The following is a 15,996-nucleotide window of genomic DNA, read 5'->3' as shown; positions in this document are numbered from 1 at the left end:
AATTATGCTTAAAATAAAGAATTTACACGCTAAAGTAGAAGGTCTTAAAATATTAAAAGGTATTGACCTGGAGATTAATCCGGGAGAGGTTCATGCCATAATGGGACCGAATGGTTCAGGAAAAAGTACGCTTTCTTCGGTTATTGCCGGGAAGGAAGAGTATGAAGTAACTCGCGGGGAGATCATCATGGAAGGTGAAGACCTTGGAGAATTTGCCCCTGAAGAGAGAGCGCATAAAGGTATCTTCCTTTCTTTCCAGTATCCTGTTGAAATTCCTGGAGTGACCGTTACCAACTTCATGAGAACGGTTATCAATGCGAACAGGAAGGCGAAAGGCCTGGAAGATATGCCTGCCAATGAAATGCTGAAGAAGATCAGGGAGAAATCTGAACTTTTGGAGATCGACCGTAAGTTCCTTTCCCGCTCTTTGAACGAAGGTTTTTCCGGAGGAGAGAAGAAGAGAAACGAGATCTTCCAGATGGCGATGTTAGAGCCGAAACTGGCGATATTGGATGAAACCGATTCAGGTCTTGATATTGATGCCCTTAGAATTGTTGCTAACGGTGTAAATAAATTAAGAACCCCTGAAAATGCAACTTTAGTGATCACTCACTACCAGAGATTACTGGATTATATAGTGCCAGATTTTGTACACGTTATGTATGATGGAAAGATCGTAAAGTCGGGAACCAAGGAACTTGCTCTTGAGCTTGAAGAAAAAGGTTACGACTGGATCAAGGAAGAAGTGGACGCTCAATAAGTTGATTTCCCTTTTGGAAGATCAAATTTTCGCCCACAATTATTTCCCTTTTTGGGAAAGACAATAAACAAGAACAATGGAATTAAAAGATAAATTATTATCCTCTTTTTTGGCATTCGAAGAAAACGTGAATACAAATACTGATATTCACGAGATACGAAGCCGTGCAATAAAAGATTTTGAGACCGTCGGTTTTCCTACTAAGAAACAGGAGGCCTGGAAATACACTTCCCTTAACAAGGTCCTGAAGCATGATTACACGGTTTTCCCAAGAAAAGAGGAAACTATAGAATACAGAGACGTTGAGAAATATTTCATAGATGATATCGATACTTATAAGATCGTATTCATCGACGGAATTTACTCGTCTCATCTGTCATCAACGACTCACGATAAGATAGATGCCTGTTTAATGTCTTCGGCGATGAACCACTCGAAGTATAAGCCGGTCATTGAAAATTATTTCAACAAGGTCGCGCCACAGGAAAGTCTTACTTCATTGAATACGGCATTCTCTCACGAGGGCGCGTATATCAATATTCCGAAGAACACCATGGCTGATAAGCCAATACAGGTGATCAACTTTTCTACCGGTAATGAATCCGCTTTAATGGTGCAGCCAAGGAATTTGATCGTGGTTGGAGAGAATTCACATGTTCAGATCATAGAAAGACACCAGAGTCTTACAGATCACCCGGTATTGACCAATTCGGTTACCGAGATCTTTGCAGACAAGCGGGCTATTGTGGATTATTACAAGATCCAAAATGATAATAAAACAGCTTCGCTTATTGATAACACTTTTATTGAGCAGAAGCGTGAAAGTAACGTTTCAGTGCATACATTCTCCTTTGGAGGAAACCTTACGAGAAACAACCTAAACTTCTATCAGAAAGGAGAAAGGATCGATTCTACCTTAAAAGGGGTGACTGTTATTGGCGGAAAACAGCATGTTGACCATAATACCCTTGTTCACCACGCCGAGCCAAACTGTGAAAGCCACCAGGATTACAAAGGTGTTTTTGGAGAGAGCGCTGTGGGTGTTTTTAACGGAAAGATCAAGGTGGAAAAGGAAGCCCAGAAAACAAACGCGTTCCAGTCCAACAACAATATCTTGTTAGACGATAAGGCAACTATCAACTCTAAACCTCAGCTTGAGATCTTTGCAGATGATGTGAAGTGTAGTCATGGTTGTACCATTGGTCAGTTAGATGATGAAGCCTTGTTCTACTTGCGTTCTCGTGGAGTTCCTGCAAAAGAAGCTCAGGCCTTATTGATGTACGCCTTTGCTAACAACGTTCTGGAAAGTGTGAAGATCCCTGAACTTAAAAAGAGGATCAACGGAATCCTTGCTGAAAAACTTGGGGTGAACGTGGGCTTTAACCTGTAGATCCTGAATTATAAAAAACCCAATTTACCTGAAATGAAAGTTGCCGCCGAAAAAGCACATTTTGATGTCGAAACGATCCGAAAGGATTTTCCCATACTTTCCCGTAAAGTGAATGGATACCCTTTGGTTTATTTTGACAATGCAGCTACCTCGCAGACTCCACAACAGGTAATTGATACGATAGTAGATTATTACTCCCGGTATAATGCCAACATCCACAGGGGTGTTCACACATTGTCCCAGGAAGCAACAGATGCTTATGAGCAGGCAAGGATCAATATCCAAAAGCATTTTAATGCTGCCAAAGCACATGAGATCATCTATACTGCAGGTACCACCAACGCCATCAACCTGGTGGCCAGTGGATTTTCTGCATTATTGAATGAAGGAGATGAGATCATAGTATCTGCCTTGGAACATCACTCGAACATTGTTCCCTGGCAAATGCTATGCGAAAGAACCGGTGCCGTTCTAAAAGTGATCCCTATGGATGAGAACGGGACCTTGAAAATGGAAGAATACGACAAGCTTCTTTCTGAAAAGACAAAACTGGTCTTTGTAAATCATGTTTCGAACGCCTTAGGAACCGTAAACCCGGTGAAAGAGATCATTGAAAAAGCACACGCCGTAGACGCAGCAGTACTTTTAGACGGAGCACAGGCTGCGCCTCATATCAAAGCTGATGTTCAGGATTTGGATGTAGATTTCTATGTGGTTTCTGCTCACAAAATGTGCGGACCTACGGGAGTGGGCGTCCTTTACGGAAAAGAAGAATGGCTTAACAAATTACCACCCTACCAGGGTGGGGGCGAAATGATCGCGACGGTTACTTTTGAAAAGACCACCTACGCAGATCTGCCTCATAAATTTGAAGCCGGAACTCCAAATATTTGCGGAGGCATAGCTTTTGGCACCGCACTGGATTACATGAATGCCATCGGATTTGAGAAGATCGCTGCTTATGAACAGGAACTGCTTGAATATGCTACCGAGAAACTTCAGGAGATTGAAGGCTTGAGGATCTATGGCGTTTCCGAAGAAAAAACAGCTGTGATCTCGTTCAATATTGGCGAGATACATCCTTACGACATTGGAACGATCATCGACAAGCTTGGAATTGCCGTGCGAACAGGACATCACTGCGCGCAACCTATAATGGATTTTTACAAAATTCCGGGGACGGTAAGAGCCTCTTTCGCCTTTTATAATACAAAGGAGGAGATCGATGCCTTTGTAGAGGCTGTCAAAAGAGCCAAAAACATGTTATCTTAAAAGTGAATTCTTCGGAAGGCTTCCGAAGCATAAAATAGACACACTGTGAGCACAATTAAAGAAATACAGGATGAGATAGTAGACGAGTTCGAAATGTTCGACGACTGGATGCAGCGTTACGAACATATGATCGAACTGGGAAAATCCCTTCCGCTTATTGAAGAAAAATATAAAACCGATGATAACCTCATCAAAGGTTGCCAGAGTAAGGTGTGGGTTCATGCTGAACTTAACGATGATAAACTGGTTTTCACTGCAGACAGTGACGCGATCATCACCAAAGGTATCATAGCCATCCTCATTAGGGCGTTCTCAAACCAACATCCAAAGGACATTATCGAGGCCGATACTCAGTTCATTGACGAGATAGGACTGAAGGAGCACCTTTCCCCGACCCGTGCAAATGGCCTGGTGAGTATGATCAAACAACTTAAAATGTATGCGGTGGCATATCAAACCCAATTGAACTAAAAAAATGGAACACGCTAAGAACTCAGAAGTTTTAGGAGAAAAGATCGTGACGGTCCTAAAGACCATTTACGATCCTGAAATTCCTGTAGATATATATGAATTAGGTTTAATTTATGACGTCATGGTAAGCACTGATAATGAGATCAAGATCCTTATGACGCTTACTACGCCTAACTGTCCCGTAGCCGAATCATTACCTATGGAAGTTGAGGAGAAGGTCAAATCTATGGATGAAGTAACTGATTGTGAAGTGGAGATCACTTTCGATCCGCCTTGGAGCCAGGAACTCATGAGCGAGGAAGCAAAACTGGAATTAGGAATGCTTTAGTCTATTCTATCTATGGCAGAAGAAATTGTAAACAGAGTAGCGAATAGTAAATTAGTGACCTTCGACCTTGAGGACTTTTATCCGGAAGGAGAAAGGATCCTTTTTGACATTAAAGACTGGTTATTGGAAGGACTTGTCCTTAGGGAGAAGGATTTCCGGGAAAGTGCAAAGTCGCATGACTGGTCTCAATATCAGGATCGTTTTGTCGCCCTCACCTGTTCTACAGATGCTATTATTCCCGGTTGGGCTTACATGCTGCTAACCACTTACCTTACCCCGGTTGCACAAAAAGTGGTAGTGGGCGACCTGGAAACCCTGGAAACTATTCTTTACACTGAAATTATCCAGGAATTGGATGTTTCAGAATATAAAGATCTACCGGTTATAATTAAAGGTTGTTCTAAAAAGCCAGTTCCAAAAAATGCGTATCTTCAGGTTATCAATAAGCTGCAACCCGTTGCAAAAAGCATTATGTACGGGGAAGCATGCTCATCTGTACCACTTTTTAAACGATAAAAAATGAAGAAATTTTTACTTGCGGTTTTTATTTTATTCGGACTTACAGTCACAGCTCAGGAAGAAAAAGAAGAAGATCCACAAGGATGGAATTCCACCGGAAAATTTCAATTATTATTCAATCAGTCGGCTTTCAATAAAGAATGGACCGGCGGAGGTACCTCCAGCATGGCTGGAAACCTAATTCTGGATTACCAGCTTAACTACCGAAAAGGACAATTTTCCTGGGATAACAAGTTATTGGCAAACTACGGTCTTACTAAACTAAAGGATGACGAGTTCACCAGAAAAACAAGTGACCGACTTGAAATAAATTCCATAGCAGGAAGAGAGCTTGATGACTCTAACTGGTATATTACCTTTTTCACTAACTTCAGAACACAATTCAGTAAAGGCTATGTCTATGCTGAAGATGATATTACCGGACAAGAAATAAGATCTGAGACCACTCACTTTTTATCTCCGGCATACCTTCAGTTTGGCCCGGGTATGATGTGGAAAAAAAGCGACAATCTCTGGGTTAACCTGGCTCCGGCAACTGCCAGATTCATTTTCGTTGACAAGGACTTCACTTCAGGTCCTACTTATCAGGATGGCAGCTATTTTGGTGTTGACAAAGGTAAAAGTTCCAGATTCGAATTAGGTGCTTCTTTGAACGCATACGCCAAATTTGACATCGTAAAGAATGTCTCCATGGAAAATAATCTCAGCCTATATTCAAATTACCTTTCAAAACCCGGTAACATTGACATAGACTACTTGATGAACCTTGAAATGAGCGTAAATAAATTCATTTCTGCAAACCTCATTTTCCAGGCCATCTATGATGATAATACCGTGGCAGCATTTCAGATAAGAGAAGTTTTTGGAGCCGGATTCAATTACACTTTTTAAAAACAACATTTAAATCTTAACATCCTGCCTTAACATTAGGGAATGTTTAAGATTACAGTCACCTGAATTATACATTGCAAACCGAGCAATTGTGTAACTTTGCAGGTATACTCAAAAACATTTATGCTAGAAAAGAGCGATTTAGAATACGAAAAGGTTGTTTTGATCGGGATCGTAACCCGAGACCAGAATGAAGAAAAATTAACGGAATACCTTGACGAACTTGAATTCTTAACCTATACGGCCGGAGGAGAAGTCGTAAAACGTTTTTCACAGAAAATGGATATGCCTAACCCCAAGACCTTTATCGGTACGGGGAAAATGGAAGAAGTCCGTTATTTTGTGGAAGAAAATGAGATAGGCACCGCCATTTTTGATGATGAACTTTCACCGGCTCAACAAAAGAATATTGAAAAAATACTGAATTGCAAGGTTCTGGACAGAACGAACCTTATTCTTGATATTTTCGCCCAGCGAGCGACTACCAGTTACGCCCGCACTCAGGTTGAGTTAGCACAATACCAGTACCTCTTACCACGACTGGCAGGTATGTGGACTCACCTTGAAAGACAGCGAGGTGGTATTGGAATGCGTGGACCGGGGGAAACAGAGATCGAGACTGACCGTAGGATCGTCCGTGATAAGATTTCCCTTTTAAAGAAAAAGCTGGAGACCATTGACAAACAGATGGAAGTACAGCGCGGGAATCGAGGGCAGTTAGTTCGTGTAGCTCTGGTTGGTTACACAAACGTAGGAAAATCAACCTTGATGAATGTCATCAGTAAGAGTAAGGTATTCGCTGAAAACAAGCTTTTCGCCACCCTTGATACTACCGTTCGTAAAGTGGTAATTAGGAACCTTCCTTTCTTATTGACTGATACGGTTGGATTCATAAGAAAATTACCTACACAATTGGTCGAGTCTTTTAAATCTACGCTCGACGAGGTACGGGAAGCTGACCTTTTACTTCATGTAGTTGATATTTCTCATGCTAATTTTGAAGATCACATTGCTTCGGTAAACCAGATTCTAGCAGAAATTAAGAGTGCAGATAAGCCTACCCTAATGGTCTTCAATAAGATCGATGCATATAAAGCTGAAAAGATCGAAGAAGATGATCTGATGACCGAAAAAACGAGTTCTCACTTCACCCTTGAAGAATGGGAAAAAACCTGGATGAACCGGTTAGGAGATGACGTACTCTTCATATCAGCCCTTAACAAGGAAAATTTAGAAGAATTCAGAAAGAAAGTATACGAAGCAGTAAGGCAGATACATATTACCCGCTTCCCTTATAACAACTTCCTTTATCCGGAATATGACACTTACGGAGAGGAAGAGTAAGCTCTTCCTTCCTACACATTTAACAGCCCCTTCTCACATTGGGGCTGTTTTTTTGTTTTTTAAATCCGTAAATTTATAAGCTAAACACCTACTAATGAACAGGTTATTTTTAGCGATATTATTCTTTACATGGAATTTCCTTTCAGCCCAGAATATGGACGGTGCCTGGCAGTTGATCTACCTGGATGAGAAACCGGTAGAAGACACCATAACCATCAAAATCTATCAGGATGGTTACTTCGCTTATGCTTCCTGGGATGCCAATACGAATGAGTTCCTGTCTGCCGCAGGTGGCGAATTTTTTATTGATAGTGGGTATTCCGAGAAATATGATTTTCATACTTCAGACTCTACCCTGGTTGGCAGAGAAATAACCTTTGAAGGATTTCACAGATATGACGGACTGGTCCTGGCGGAAATTGGTGGAGGTGTTGAAAAAGCATGGAAACGCATTTCAGTCAACAAAAACAATCTTTCAGGCACATGGGTATTTACAGGTAGAGAAAGGGATGGAAAAATGCAAAGAAGTACTCCCGGTGCCCGTCGAACGATAAAGATATTAAGTGGTGATCGTTTCCAATGGATCGCCTTTAATTCAGAAACCGGAGAATTCTTTGGTACCGGAGGAGGAACCTATTCCGCAGAAAATGGTAAATACACTGAAAACATTGAGTTTTTCTCCAGAGATAACAGTCGTGCTGGCGCCAAAATTCCATTTGACTATACGCTAAATGATAATGAATGGCACCATAAAGGAAAAAGTTCAAAAGGCGATCCCATGTACGAGATCTGGTCTCCATACCGGGTAGCCTATGAGGACGAAAACGAAAACGAAGAAGAGGACGAAGACGAATAGTACAAATTCTAATTAAATTGCCCTTCCAAGTTCTAACCCAAAGCTAAAACCGCTTTTTCGGCACATTTTTCCCCATCGATAGCTGCGGAAACAATTCCTCCGGCATAACCCGCTCCTTCTCCACAAGGATATAAACCTTTTATCTGGATGTGTTCCAGACTTTCAGGGTCACGCGGAATTCTAACAGGAGAGGACGTTCTTGACTCGGTGGCGTGGACTACAGCCTCATTCGTAAAATAACCTTTCATACTTTTCCCGAATTCAATGAAGCCTTTTTGAAGACTTTTGTAAATGAAATCCGGTAAAACAGATCCTAATTCTACTGAAGTGATTCCCGGTTTGTAGGACGTTACAGGCAAATCTGAAGATGTTTTGCCGTTACTGAAATCGACCACCCGTTGTGCCGGTGCTGTCTGGGTCTTTCCTCCTGCCGCCCAGGCAGTTTGTTCCACCTCCTGCTGAAAGTACATGGCCGCCAACGGAGAGTTTCCGTATTTCTTAAAGTCTTCTGGTCGTACCTCAACTACAATACCCGAATTAGCGGTCGCCTGATCTCTTTTACTGGGGGACCAGCCATTGGTTACGATCTCGCCGGGGGAAGTAGCACAAGGTGCTATTATTCCGCCGGGGCACATGCAAAATGAATAGACCCCACGGCCGTTCACCTGCTTTACCAGGCTATAAGAAGATGGCGGTAAATATTCGCCTCTGTCATCGGTATGATATTGTATCCTGTCGATCAATGACTGCGGGTGTTCTACCCGAACCCCTAAAGCGAAAGGTTTTGCCTCGATCTTTATATTCTTCCGGTCTAAAAGGGTGAAAATATCACGCGCTGAATGTCCTGTGGCTAAAATCACCTTTTTGGCACTTATCGTCTGGCCATCCAAAAGTTTAACTCCGGAAATTTCCTGATCCTTCACTAGTATATCGACAACCCGTGAATTGAAAAGTACTTCTCCACCGTGTTCAATAATGGTTTTTGTGATATCCTGAATGATGGCTGGTAATTTATTAGTTCCAATATGCGGGTGTGCCTCTACCAAGATCTCAGAAGTTGCTCCAAAACCAACCAGGAGTTCTAAAATCCGTTTTACATCACCTCTTTTCTTGCTACGGGTATATAATTTCCCATCTGAATAAGTCCCTGCTCCTCCTTCACCAAAACAATAATTGGAATCCTCATTCACAACATGTTCAATATTCAGCTTTTTGAGATCCCTTCTTCTCGCCCTCACATCTTTGCCTCGCTCAATGACTATAGGCCTTTTCCCTAATTCTATACAACGCAAAGCGGCAAACAAACCGGCAGGACCCGCACCAATTATTATAACCTCCTCAGAGTTGGTCACATTCTTATATTCCGGCAGTTCGATCTTTTGCTCCTGAAAATCCTCGTTTACAAAAACCAGAACCTTAAGATTGATCTTAACATTTTTTTGCCTAGCATCAATACTTCGCTTAAGGATCTCTACGTGTCTTATATCAGAAAAAGCCAGTCCGTCCTTTTTAGCTACGAAAAGTTTAAGGGCTTCTGAATTTGCAGCCACTTGAGGAGAGACCTGAAAGGAGAGTTCGCGTTGCACTGATTTTCAATTTTGTGCAAAGATAGATATTAGCAACTTGGCACAATCAAGAAATTTTTAATACTATTCCATTTTTCCTTATCTTAAAAATCTAATTCCGATGACTCTAAAAAGTCACTCCCTGCTCATTAAACATCTTTTATTATGCACAAATTTCTTTATGGTGTAGTTTGTATGTTCTTTGTAACCGCTTCACCAGCCTGGGCCCAAATTCAGCAACAAGATTTAGTTAAGGCTTCTGCCTACCCCGAAGCACCCGATGCCATGCAGAAGGATTCGACCCTCACCATTCACGGTGACAGCCGTACAGACCCTTATTTCTGGATGCGCCTTACAGATGAGCAGAAAATGGCAGAAAAACCCGATGCTCAGACTCAAAAGGTTCTGGATTACCTCAATGCGGAAAATGCCTATACCAAAACCGTAATGAAGGATACCGATTCACTTCAGAAGAATCTTTATGAAGAGATCGTGGGCCGCATCAAACAAACCGATGAGTCTGTTCCCTATTTTAAAAATGGATATTGGTACTATACCCGATACGAGGAAGGCAAAGAATACCCCGTCTATGCCCGAAAAATGGGAACAATGGAGGCTGATGAACAAATATTGCTCAATGTAAATGAACTCGCTGAGGGGCATGCATACTTCTCGGTCAACGGACTTGAAGTAAGCCCTGACAATAAGCTCCTGGCCTTTGGTACAGATACTCTTAGTCGCAGAGTGTATCACATACAATTTAAAAATCTGGAAACCGGTGAGATCCTTCCAGACAAACTGGATAATAGTACCGGTGGCGGGGCATGGGCAAATGACAACAAAACGTTTTTCTATACCACTAAGAACCCGGTTTCCTTGCTTCCGGAAAAGATCTACCGCCACACCCTGGGACAAAATGCAGAGCAGGACAAACTGGTCTATGAAGAAAAAGACCCTTCATTTTATATCGGGGTCTCCAAATCCAAGTCTGATGAGTATATCATTATTTGGAACGGGAGTACTGTAAGTAATGATTATTATATTCTCGATGCTGAAAATCCGATGAGAGAATTCCGTCAGTTTGCTTCCCGGGAAAGGAATCATGAATACAGCATAGAACATTTCAAAGACAAGTTTTACGTGGTGACGAACTGGAATGCTAAAAATTTCAGATTAATGGAGACTCCTGAAAATGCCACTTCAAAAGAAAATTGGAAAGAGGTGATTCCTCACAGAGAAAAAGTATTGCTGAGCGGAATAGAAGTTTTTAACGATTACCTGGTGGTAAGTGAAAGAAGCGATGCGCTTACGCAATTGCGAATTATGAACCAGGACAACGAGGAAGAACATTATTTGGAGTTCGATGAACCGGCCTATGTGGCATATACTTCGGTCAACCCGGAATTCAATACAGATAAATTAAGATACGTCTACTCTTCACTTACTACACCAATGTCAACCATAGAATATGATACGGAATCCAGGGAGAAAAAAGTATTGAAGCAACAGGAGGTTGTAGGAGGCCATACTCCGAAAGAATATACTACGGAAAGAGTATTTGCAGAAGCCCGAGACGGCTCGAAAATCCCACTGACCTTAGTGTACAAAAAGACTACCGAACTGGGAGCGGACACACCAACCCTATTATATGCTTATGGCTCCTACGGGTCTTCTATAGATCCATGGTTCCGTTCAGATCGACTTAGTCTTTTAGACCGCGGATTTATTTTTGCCATTGCACATATTCGCGGGGGGCAGGAAATGGGAAGACAATGGTATGAGGACGGCAAGATGTTCAAAAAGAAAAATACTTTCAAAGATTTCATTGATGCTGCGGAATTTCTGATCGAAAATAATTACACATCGGCAGAACATATGTATGCAATGGGAGGAAGCGCCGGAGGTTTATTAATGGGAGCCGTTGTTAACATGGCGCCGGAAAAATTCAATGGGGTGATCGCATCAGTACCTTTCGTAGATGTGGTATCCACAATGCTTGATGAAAGCATTCCGCTTACTACTAATGAATTTGACGAATGGGGAAATCCAAAGAATAAAGACAGTTATGAATACATGTTGTCGTACTCCCCTTATGACAATGTCACAGAACAGAATTACCCGCACATGTTGGTCACTACCGGGCTGTTTGACTCGCAGGTACAATACTGGGAGCCGGCGAAATGGGTGGCAAAGTTGCGGGATAAGAAAACAGATGACAATCTCCTTCTTTTGCGCACCAATATGGAAGCCGGGCATGGCGGAGCTTCGGGAAGATTTGAACGCTTTAAGGAAATCGCGCTGGAATATGCTTTCCTGTTAAAACTGGAAAACATGATACAAACAGAATCAGTATCTGCAGGCTCTAATTAGCCGTAAGTACGATATCGTCCAGCTCATAGATCCCATTGTAATACGGGGAATCGCTACCGGTATATTTAAATCCGATATAGCCTTTCCCCTCTACACAGGACAGATCTATATTCCCCGAAGATATCCAGTCGCCAAAAAAGTCAGAGTTTTGAGCAATGTATGCGGAAGAGAGAATTTTCCATGTAGCAAGCCCAAAATTCTCTTCTGAACCGTCCCAATCGGTGGAGATCAGCACTTCCAACATACTTCCATTGGCAAAACTGGTTGATGTTTTAAAGCTGAGAACTTCTCCCGAAGTGGAATCAAAATTAATACTGGGAGTAATTAACCAGCTCTGTGTTTTTCGGTCTCCAGATCCTGCAGGTCTAATCCTGGCCGACTTTCCTAAAGATGCATTTCCGCCGCTAGCGGTAAAGGCTTCCCATTCTTTTGAGCCTTCTTCTACTATTAATTTCCAGCCATTTCCCTTTATGGGTTTGTTATTGGTCTGGCTTGAAAAGTCCTCCCAAAAAAGCACTTTTGAACCCTCTTCTTCAGAGAGGCCACAATCTAAGTGGTCTTGTTTACAGCGTTCATTTATACTGAAATCTATGTCTGCCGGGGAATTCAGATAAATCGTATAAAATTCATCATAAAAATCCCGCGTGAGAATGCCTTTCAGACTCCCATTTCCGGAAGGAAGCTTAAAGCCTTTGAAGTCGGCATAAGTACTGGTACTTAAAATAAACGGAAAATCTCCCTTGCAACTTTCCACCCGCCTTTCCCCGTCAAATTCATCGGTATCTTCACTGGCGTAGGTAAAAGGATCTTCCGGGTTGACCAAAAATTCTGAAAACTGAACATCGCTTAATTGTACATACAGATTCTCGTATTGGTCACTGAATTGAATCGCTTCCAGGGAAAGCGGGACAATCTCTGCCACTTCTGAAGTCCTGAAAAGATGATCCCCAATTACAGGAGCCGGAATATTCTCAATTCTTTTTCCATTTTGAACACCCAGGGTCGCAACACCATTCATCTCGCCAATGCTCAGTCCCTTCGCATTTATGATCAGCTTTCTTCCGAAGTTGAAAAATTGAAAATAGGAGGCCATGTTAAGCTTGATGACGATTCCTGCTAACGGGTCTTCCGCTTTATCCTGAATCACCAGCTCTTTATAAAAGTTCCCGGCTTCGTCACTGGAAACCACATAAGCTTCAAAGATCTGATCATTCTCAAAAGTGATAATATCCTCGGGGTTTTGGTAATAAGTCCCTAATACCGCTTGCAAATCGGTATTAGGGACAGGGTTTTTATTTGCCCCGCCTGTTCCTTCTGGCAATTCAAAGTCATCATCGGCACCACAACCCACAATAAGAAAAGTGAGCAAACACAAATAGTAAGTTTTCATAATTCTAAAATCTAAAATAAACATGCGCATAATAGGTTGTTCCCGGACCAAACCAGTACTTATTTCCAAAAAGGGGGTGATCTCTTTCCTTATCTTCCTTGAGTAAAGAATAATTCACATTTCGGGATTGTTCGTAGCCACCGGTTATATAAGAAACTTCAAGCAGATTATTGATGCTGGCAAAGAAACCCAGGTATTTATCCTTTATGCGCCAGGACTTTCCACCAACCATATTTACCAGAAAATAATCATCAAATTTTTCCTGTTTCAGAAGTTGTTTTGCGGTTTCCAGATCGTAATCATTGATGGGAAGTCCATCATTATCGGTCAAAAAATTGGAAGTCCTTAGTAACGGTGCTATATCTAAAAAGGCATGAGAAAAATAATTTCCGCTCACTCCTATCCACCAATATTCAGGATCACGATATTCTAGCCCTATCTGTGCCACATGTTGCGGGCCTCCCGGAACCCGGTAATTCTTCAAGGAAGCCCTCCCCATTTCACGATCTTCGGTAAAATCATCTGAAGTCAGATAAATTGAAGGATTTCGGTTATACACATATTCTCCGAAGGATCCTGCAGTTTTTACTTTGAGAGTAGTGGTAACCTGAAATTCCCAACCAAATTCAATCCCGATATGCCTTTTTTCAATACCCGTCATCACCTCCTGTACAAAAGCAGTAGTAGAGTCCCTTCCTGATCCGGAAAGTCCATCGGCAAAATAAAAGGAGAGCTCAGTAACATCTTTGAATTCGGCATAAAAAGCTGTTATTCGGCCTTTAAGTTTAGGAGAGCGATATACATAACCGAGATCTGCAATTTCAATCTTTTCCTGGGTAAGATCTTTTACAACTTTATTATTCTGCCTGGCATTTGAAAAGCTATTTCTCAAGGTAGGCGGCTTCCTGAAGTAACCCAGATTCGCACTAAAAATATGTCTGCCCGATAATTTATAATTTAGGCCACCTTTAAGGGAATAACTTAAAAAGTCAGGTTCTTCGCTTTTCCCTAGTGAGGTGTCTGGAAAATTACCATTCTGGTAAAAGCTATTTCTTTGATAGATCAAATATGACCCTTCAACAGCTGTATAAAATTCCCATTTCTTTCCGAAGTATTGAAATTGAACAAAAGAGCCGAGATCCTTGGCAAGAAGGTCATAATGGTATTTGAATTTATCCCCTTCACCAACGAGCCGATTAGGGTTTAATAGATCATTTTGAGCTTTAGATCCTTCGGAAAAGGAATCAACATCCAAAAAAGCTGTTCCTCCCAGCAGACTTTCAACCTGCGCGAAATTTTCGCTTTTCAGCGATCGAAAATTAAGGCCGGAATTTAAAACCCACCTGGCATTCAACTCCTTCCGAAGTAAGGTGTTGAAAGAAACCAATTGATCGTCATTTATATCTTCATACAAAACATACAGGGAATTCCCTCCATTTTGAGCCTGATTGAGATTCGCCGCATACAATTCTTCCCAATTAAGTTGTCCGTTTTTAAGAAAATCCTGTTGTGCCAAATAGACTGAACGATAATCAAGTCTATCTTCTGAACGTAAAAAATAGGAAGGCAATTTTTGATAATATGCGGGATCAGGATTTGTGCCACCTCCTATAAATATATCTTCACCTTGGGAATTGAAAAAAAGACGACTCCCTCCATAATCAATACGGCTGTTGCCCACTCTTCCGAACTGATAAGAAATACCAGTATTTAAATTCGTGCCAGGAGAGATATTCCAGTAATGATTAAGCATTAAAACGGGCTCTTCCACTCTTTGGATCCTGGAATTTCGGATTTCCCCATTTTGATAACCCCAGTACGAATTATATTTATTGCCCTTCAGATCAAAAACCTCCCTAGTGTTAGGCGAGGATTTCCCCCGTTTTACCGGTGTAAAAAATCCCGTGAAATTCAAACTGTGATCTGGGTTGAGTCGTTTTTCCACCGAAGCAAAAAAAGAATTGGATTCATAGGTCGAGCCCTGCACGTAACTTTCTTCTGCAAACCGACGCGCTGCAGAAAAGGAGAAAGCCCAGCCCTTAGCATTTAACCCAGTGTGGTAACTACCCATCAACCTTCCGGTATATGAACGATTGGCCATAGCAATTGAGACTTTCCCTCCCGGGGAGTTATGCGAAGCCCTCATGATGATGTTAGTGGTTCCAGCAAGCTTTCCAAAAGATACTTCGGAAGGTGTCAAACCATTAGAAAATTCCTGGTTTCTTTGGACATCATTGAGTCCGCCCCAATTACTCCACAAGGGTCTTCCGCTGAAAAACTTATTCATAGAAATCCCATTTATCATGACTTCTGAGTATTCGGAATTATAACCACGGGGACGAAAAAAACTTGAACTGAAATCAAAGGCTGCAGCATTCAGAAAAACATCCCTGGAGGACTGAAGCAATCCGGAGATATTGGAAAAACCTCCCGACTCTTCATCAAGATCATGATCTGAAAGGTTTATTATAGCCGTTTGTTGTTGAACCGAGACCAGGTCGGGCTCTAAATATACATTTCCTATATCCAGTTCTGCTTGCACCAAAACGGGTAACCGCTTACTAAAAAATGAATTTTTAGTAAATTCTAAAATATGTTCTCCTTCTGGGATCTCATTTAGCACAAAGGCGCCATCAGAATCGCTTAAAACCAGGATCGAAGTTCCTTCGGACGACACCGTAACTCCTGAAATTGGCAGATTGGTTCGTTCATCGATGGTTCTTCCGCGCACCGAAAAGTTTTGGGCACAAAGGGAAAGGGAATAGAAAGAAAGGAGAATTAACAGCCTCCCCCCGCAGTTGATCTTTAAAGCCATAATTATAACAGCGGGAGACAATTAT

At 41.8% G+C, this 15,996-nt stretch carries 13 protein-coding genes; 10 read left to right on the top strand and 3 right to left on the bottom strand.

Features of this window, described 5'->3' with window-relative positions; all coding sequences use genetic code 11:
* Nucleotides 1–4: 4 nt before the first annotated feature.
* The 9 genes from sufC (at nt 5) to ACFQ1G_RS11510 (ending at nt 7,831) form a co-directional block, all read left to right on the top strand.
* Nucleotides 5–760, top strand: coding sequence for a Fe-S cluster assembly ATPase SufC (sufC, locus tag ACFQ1G_RS11550; protein ID WP_380739700.1), 756 nt, complete (start codon nt 5–7; stop codon nt 758–760).
* A gap of 76 nt (nt 761–836) precedes the next feature.
* Entirely contained in the window at nt 837–2,150 is a 1,314-nt protein-coding gene (sufD, locus tag ACFQ1G_RS11545) for a Fe-S cluster assembly protein SufD (protein ID WP_380739698.1), read from the top strand.
* Nucleotides 2,151–2,183: 33 nt separating this feature from the next.
* On the top strand, nt 2,184–3,422 hold the full coding sequence (locus ACFQ1G_RS11540) for an aminotransferase class V-fold PLP-dependent enzyme (RefSeq protein ID WP_380739697.1): 1,239 nt from the start codon (nt 2,184–2,186) through the stop codon (nt 3,420–3,422).
* 93 nt (nt 3,423–3,515) lie between these two features.
* Nucleotides 3,516–3,893 (top strand): SufE family protein, encoded by a 378-nt coding sequence (locus tag ACFQ1G_RS11535; protein WP_380740801.1) that lies wholly within the window; start codon nt 3,516–3,518, stop codon nt 3,891–3,893.
* Between the two features lie 4 nt (nt 3,894–3,897).
* Nucleotides 3,898–4,221 carry an SUF system Fe-S cluster assembly protein gene (locus ACFQ1G_RS11530; RefSeq protein ID WP_093111660.1) on the top strand — a complete coding sequence of 108 codons (324 nt, stop codon included), beginning with the start codon at nt 3,898–3,900 and terminating at the stop codon, nt 4,219–4,221.
* 12 nt (nt 4,222–4,233) lie between these two features.
* A complete protein-coding gene (locus ACFQ1G_RS11525) occupies nt 4,234–4,737 on the top strand; it encodes a DUF2480 family protein (protein ID WP_380739695.1) in 504 nt (167 codons plus the stop codon).
* A 3-nt stretch (nt 4,738–4,740) separates the two neighbouring features.
* On the top strand, nt 4,741–5,631 hold the full coding sequence (locus tag ACFQ1G_RS11520) for a DUF3078 domain-containing protein (protein ID WP_380739693.1): 891 nt from the start codon (nt 4,741–4,743) through the stop codon (nt 5,629–5,631).
* Between the two features lie 123 nt (nt 5,632–5,754).
* Nucleotides 5,755–6,975 carry a GTPase HflX gene (gene hflX / locus ACFQ1G_RS11515; RefSeq protein WP_380739691.1) on the top strand — a complete coding sequence of 407 codons (1,221 nt, stop codon included), beginning with the start codon at nt 5,755–5,757 and terminating at the stop codon, nt 6,973–6,975.
* Nucleotides 6,976–7,069: 94 nt separating this feature from the next.
* Nucleotides 7,070–7,831: a hypothetical protein gene (locus ACFQ1G_RS11510; protein ID WP_380739690.1), complete on the top strand. Its 762-nt coding sequence runs from the start codon at nt 7,070–7,072 to the stop codon at nt 7,829–7,831.
* Between the two features lie 32 nt (nt 7,832–7,863).
* Here ACFQ1G_RS11510 and ACFQ1G_RS11505 read toward each other — a convergent pair whose 3' ends face one another.
* On the bottom strand, nt 7,864–9,417 hold the full coding sequence (locus ACFQ1G_RS11505; protein WP_380739689.1) for an NAD(P)/FAD-dependent oxidoreductase: 1,554 nt from the start codon (nt 9,415–9,417) through the stop codon (nt 7,864–7,866).
* Nucleotides 9,418–9,561: 144 nt separating this feature from the next.
* Here ACFQ1G_RS11505 and ACFQ1G_RS11500 point away from each other — a divergent pair, with 144 nt between their 5' ends.
* Nucleotides 9,562–11,766 carry a S9 family peptidase gene (locus tag ACFQ1G_RS11500; protein WP_380739687.1) on the top strand — a complete coding sequence of 735 codons (2,205 nt, stop codon included), beginning with the start codon at nt 9,562–9,564 and terminating at the stop codon, nt 11,764–11,766.
* Here ACFQ1G_RS11500 and ACFQ1G_RS11495 read toward each other — a convergent pair.
* Together ACFQ1G_RS11495 and ACFQ1G_RS11490 are read right to left on the bottom strand one after the other, a co-directional pair.
* On the bottom strand, nt 11,759–13,156 hold the full coding sequence (locus tag ACFQ1G_RS11495; RefSeq protein ID WP_380739685.1) for a DUF5689 domain-containing protein: 1,398 nt from the start codon (nt 13,154–13,156) through the stop codon (nt 11,759–11,761). The genes ACFQ1G_RS11500 and ACFQ1G_RS11495 overlap by 8 nt on opposite strands.
* Before the next feature lie 4 nt (nt 13,157–13,160).
* The gene (locus ACFQ1G_RS11490) at nt 13,161–15,971 is read right to left on the bottom strand and encodes a carboxypeptidase-like regulatory domain-containing protein (protein ID WP_380739683.1); all 2,811 of its coding nucleotides are present in this window, start codon (nt 15,969–15,971) and stop codon (nt 13,161–13,163) included.
* Between the last annotated feature and the right edge of the window lie 25 nt (nt 15,972–15,996).

This window comes from Salinimicrobium gaetbulicola, from assembly GCF_042676025.1.
Lineage (GTDB): Bacteria > Bacteroidota > Bacteroidia > Flavobacteriales > Flavobacteriaceae > Salinimicrobium > Salinimicrobium gaetbulicola.
Note: the sequence above shows the minus strand (reverse complement) of the source record. Positions and strands in the feature narration are given on the sequence as shown.

Excerpts from the sequence above, each read along its gene's own strand:
- ACFQ1G_RS11490 (WP_380739683.1), bottom strand. The coding sequence starts at position 15,971 with ATGGCTTTAAAGATCAACTGCGGGGGGAGGCTGTTAATTCTCCTTTCT.
- sufD (WP_380739698.1), top strand. The coding sequence starts at position 837 with ATGGAATTAAAAGATAAATTATTATCCTCTTTTTTGGCATTCGAAGAA.
- ACFQ1G_RS11520 (WP_380739693.1), top strand. The coding sequence starts at position 4,741 with ATGAAGAAATTTTTACTTGCGGTTTTTATTTTATTCGGACTTACAGTC.
- ACFQ1G_RS11525 (WP_380739695.1), top strand. The coding sequence starts at position 4,234 with ATGGCAGAAGAAATTGTAAACAGAGTAGCGAATAGTAAATTAGTGACC.
- ACFQ1G_RS11510 (WP_380739690.1), top strand. The coding sequence starts at position 7,070 with ATGAACAGGTTATTTTTAGCGATATTATTCTTTACATGGAATTTCCTT.
- ACFQ1G_RS11495 (WP_380739685.1), bottom strand. The coding sequence starts at position 13,156 with ATGAAAACTTACTATTTGTGTTTGCTCACTTTTCTTATTGTGGGTTGT.
- ACFQ1G_RS11530 (WP_093111660.1), top strand. The coding sequence starts at position 3,898 with ATGGAACACGCTAAGAACTCAGAAGTTTTAGGAGAAAAGATCGTGACG.
- ACFQ1G_RS11540 (WP_380739697.1), top strand. The coding sequence starts at position 2,184 with ATGAAAGTTGCCGCCGAAAAAGCACATTTTGATGTCGAAACGATCCGA.
- ACFQ1G_RS11500 (WP_380739687.1), top strand. The coding sequence starts at position 9,562 with ATGCACAAATTTCTTTATGGTGTAGTTTGTATGTTCTTTGTAACCGCT.
- hflX (WP_380739691.1), top strand. The coding sequence starts at position 5,755 with ATGCTAGAAAAGAGCGATTTAGAATACGAAAAGGTTGTTTTGATCGGG.
- ACFQ1G_RS11535 (WP_380740801.1), top strand. The coding sequence starts at position 3,516 with ATGTTCGACGACTGGATGCAGCGTTACGAACATATGATCGAACTGGGA.
- sufC (WP_380739700.1), top strand. The coding sequence starts at position 5 with ATGCTTAAAATAAAGAATTTACACGCTAAAGTAGAAGGTCTTAAAATA.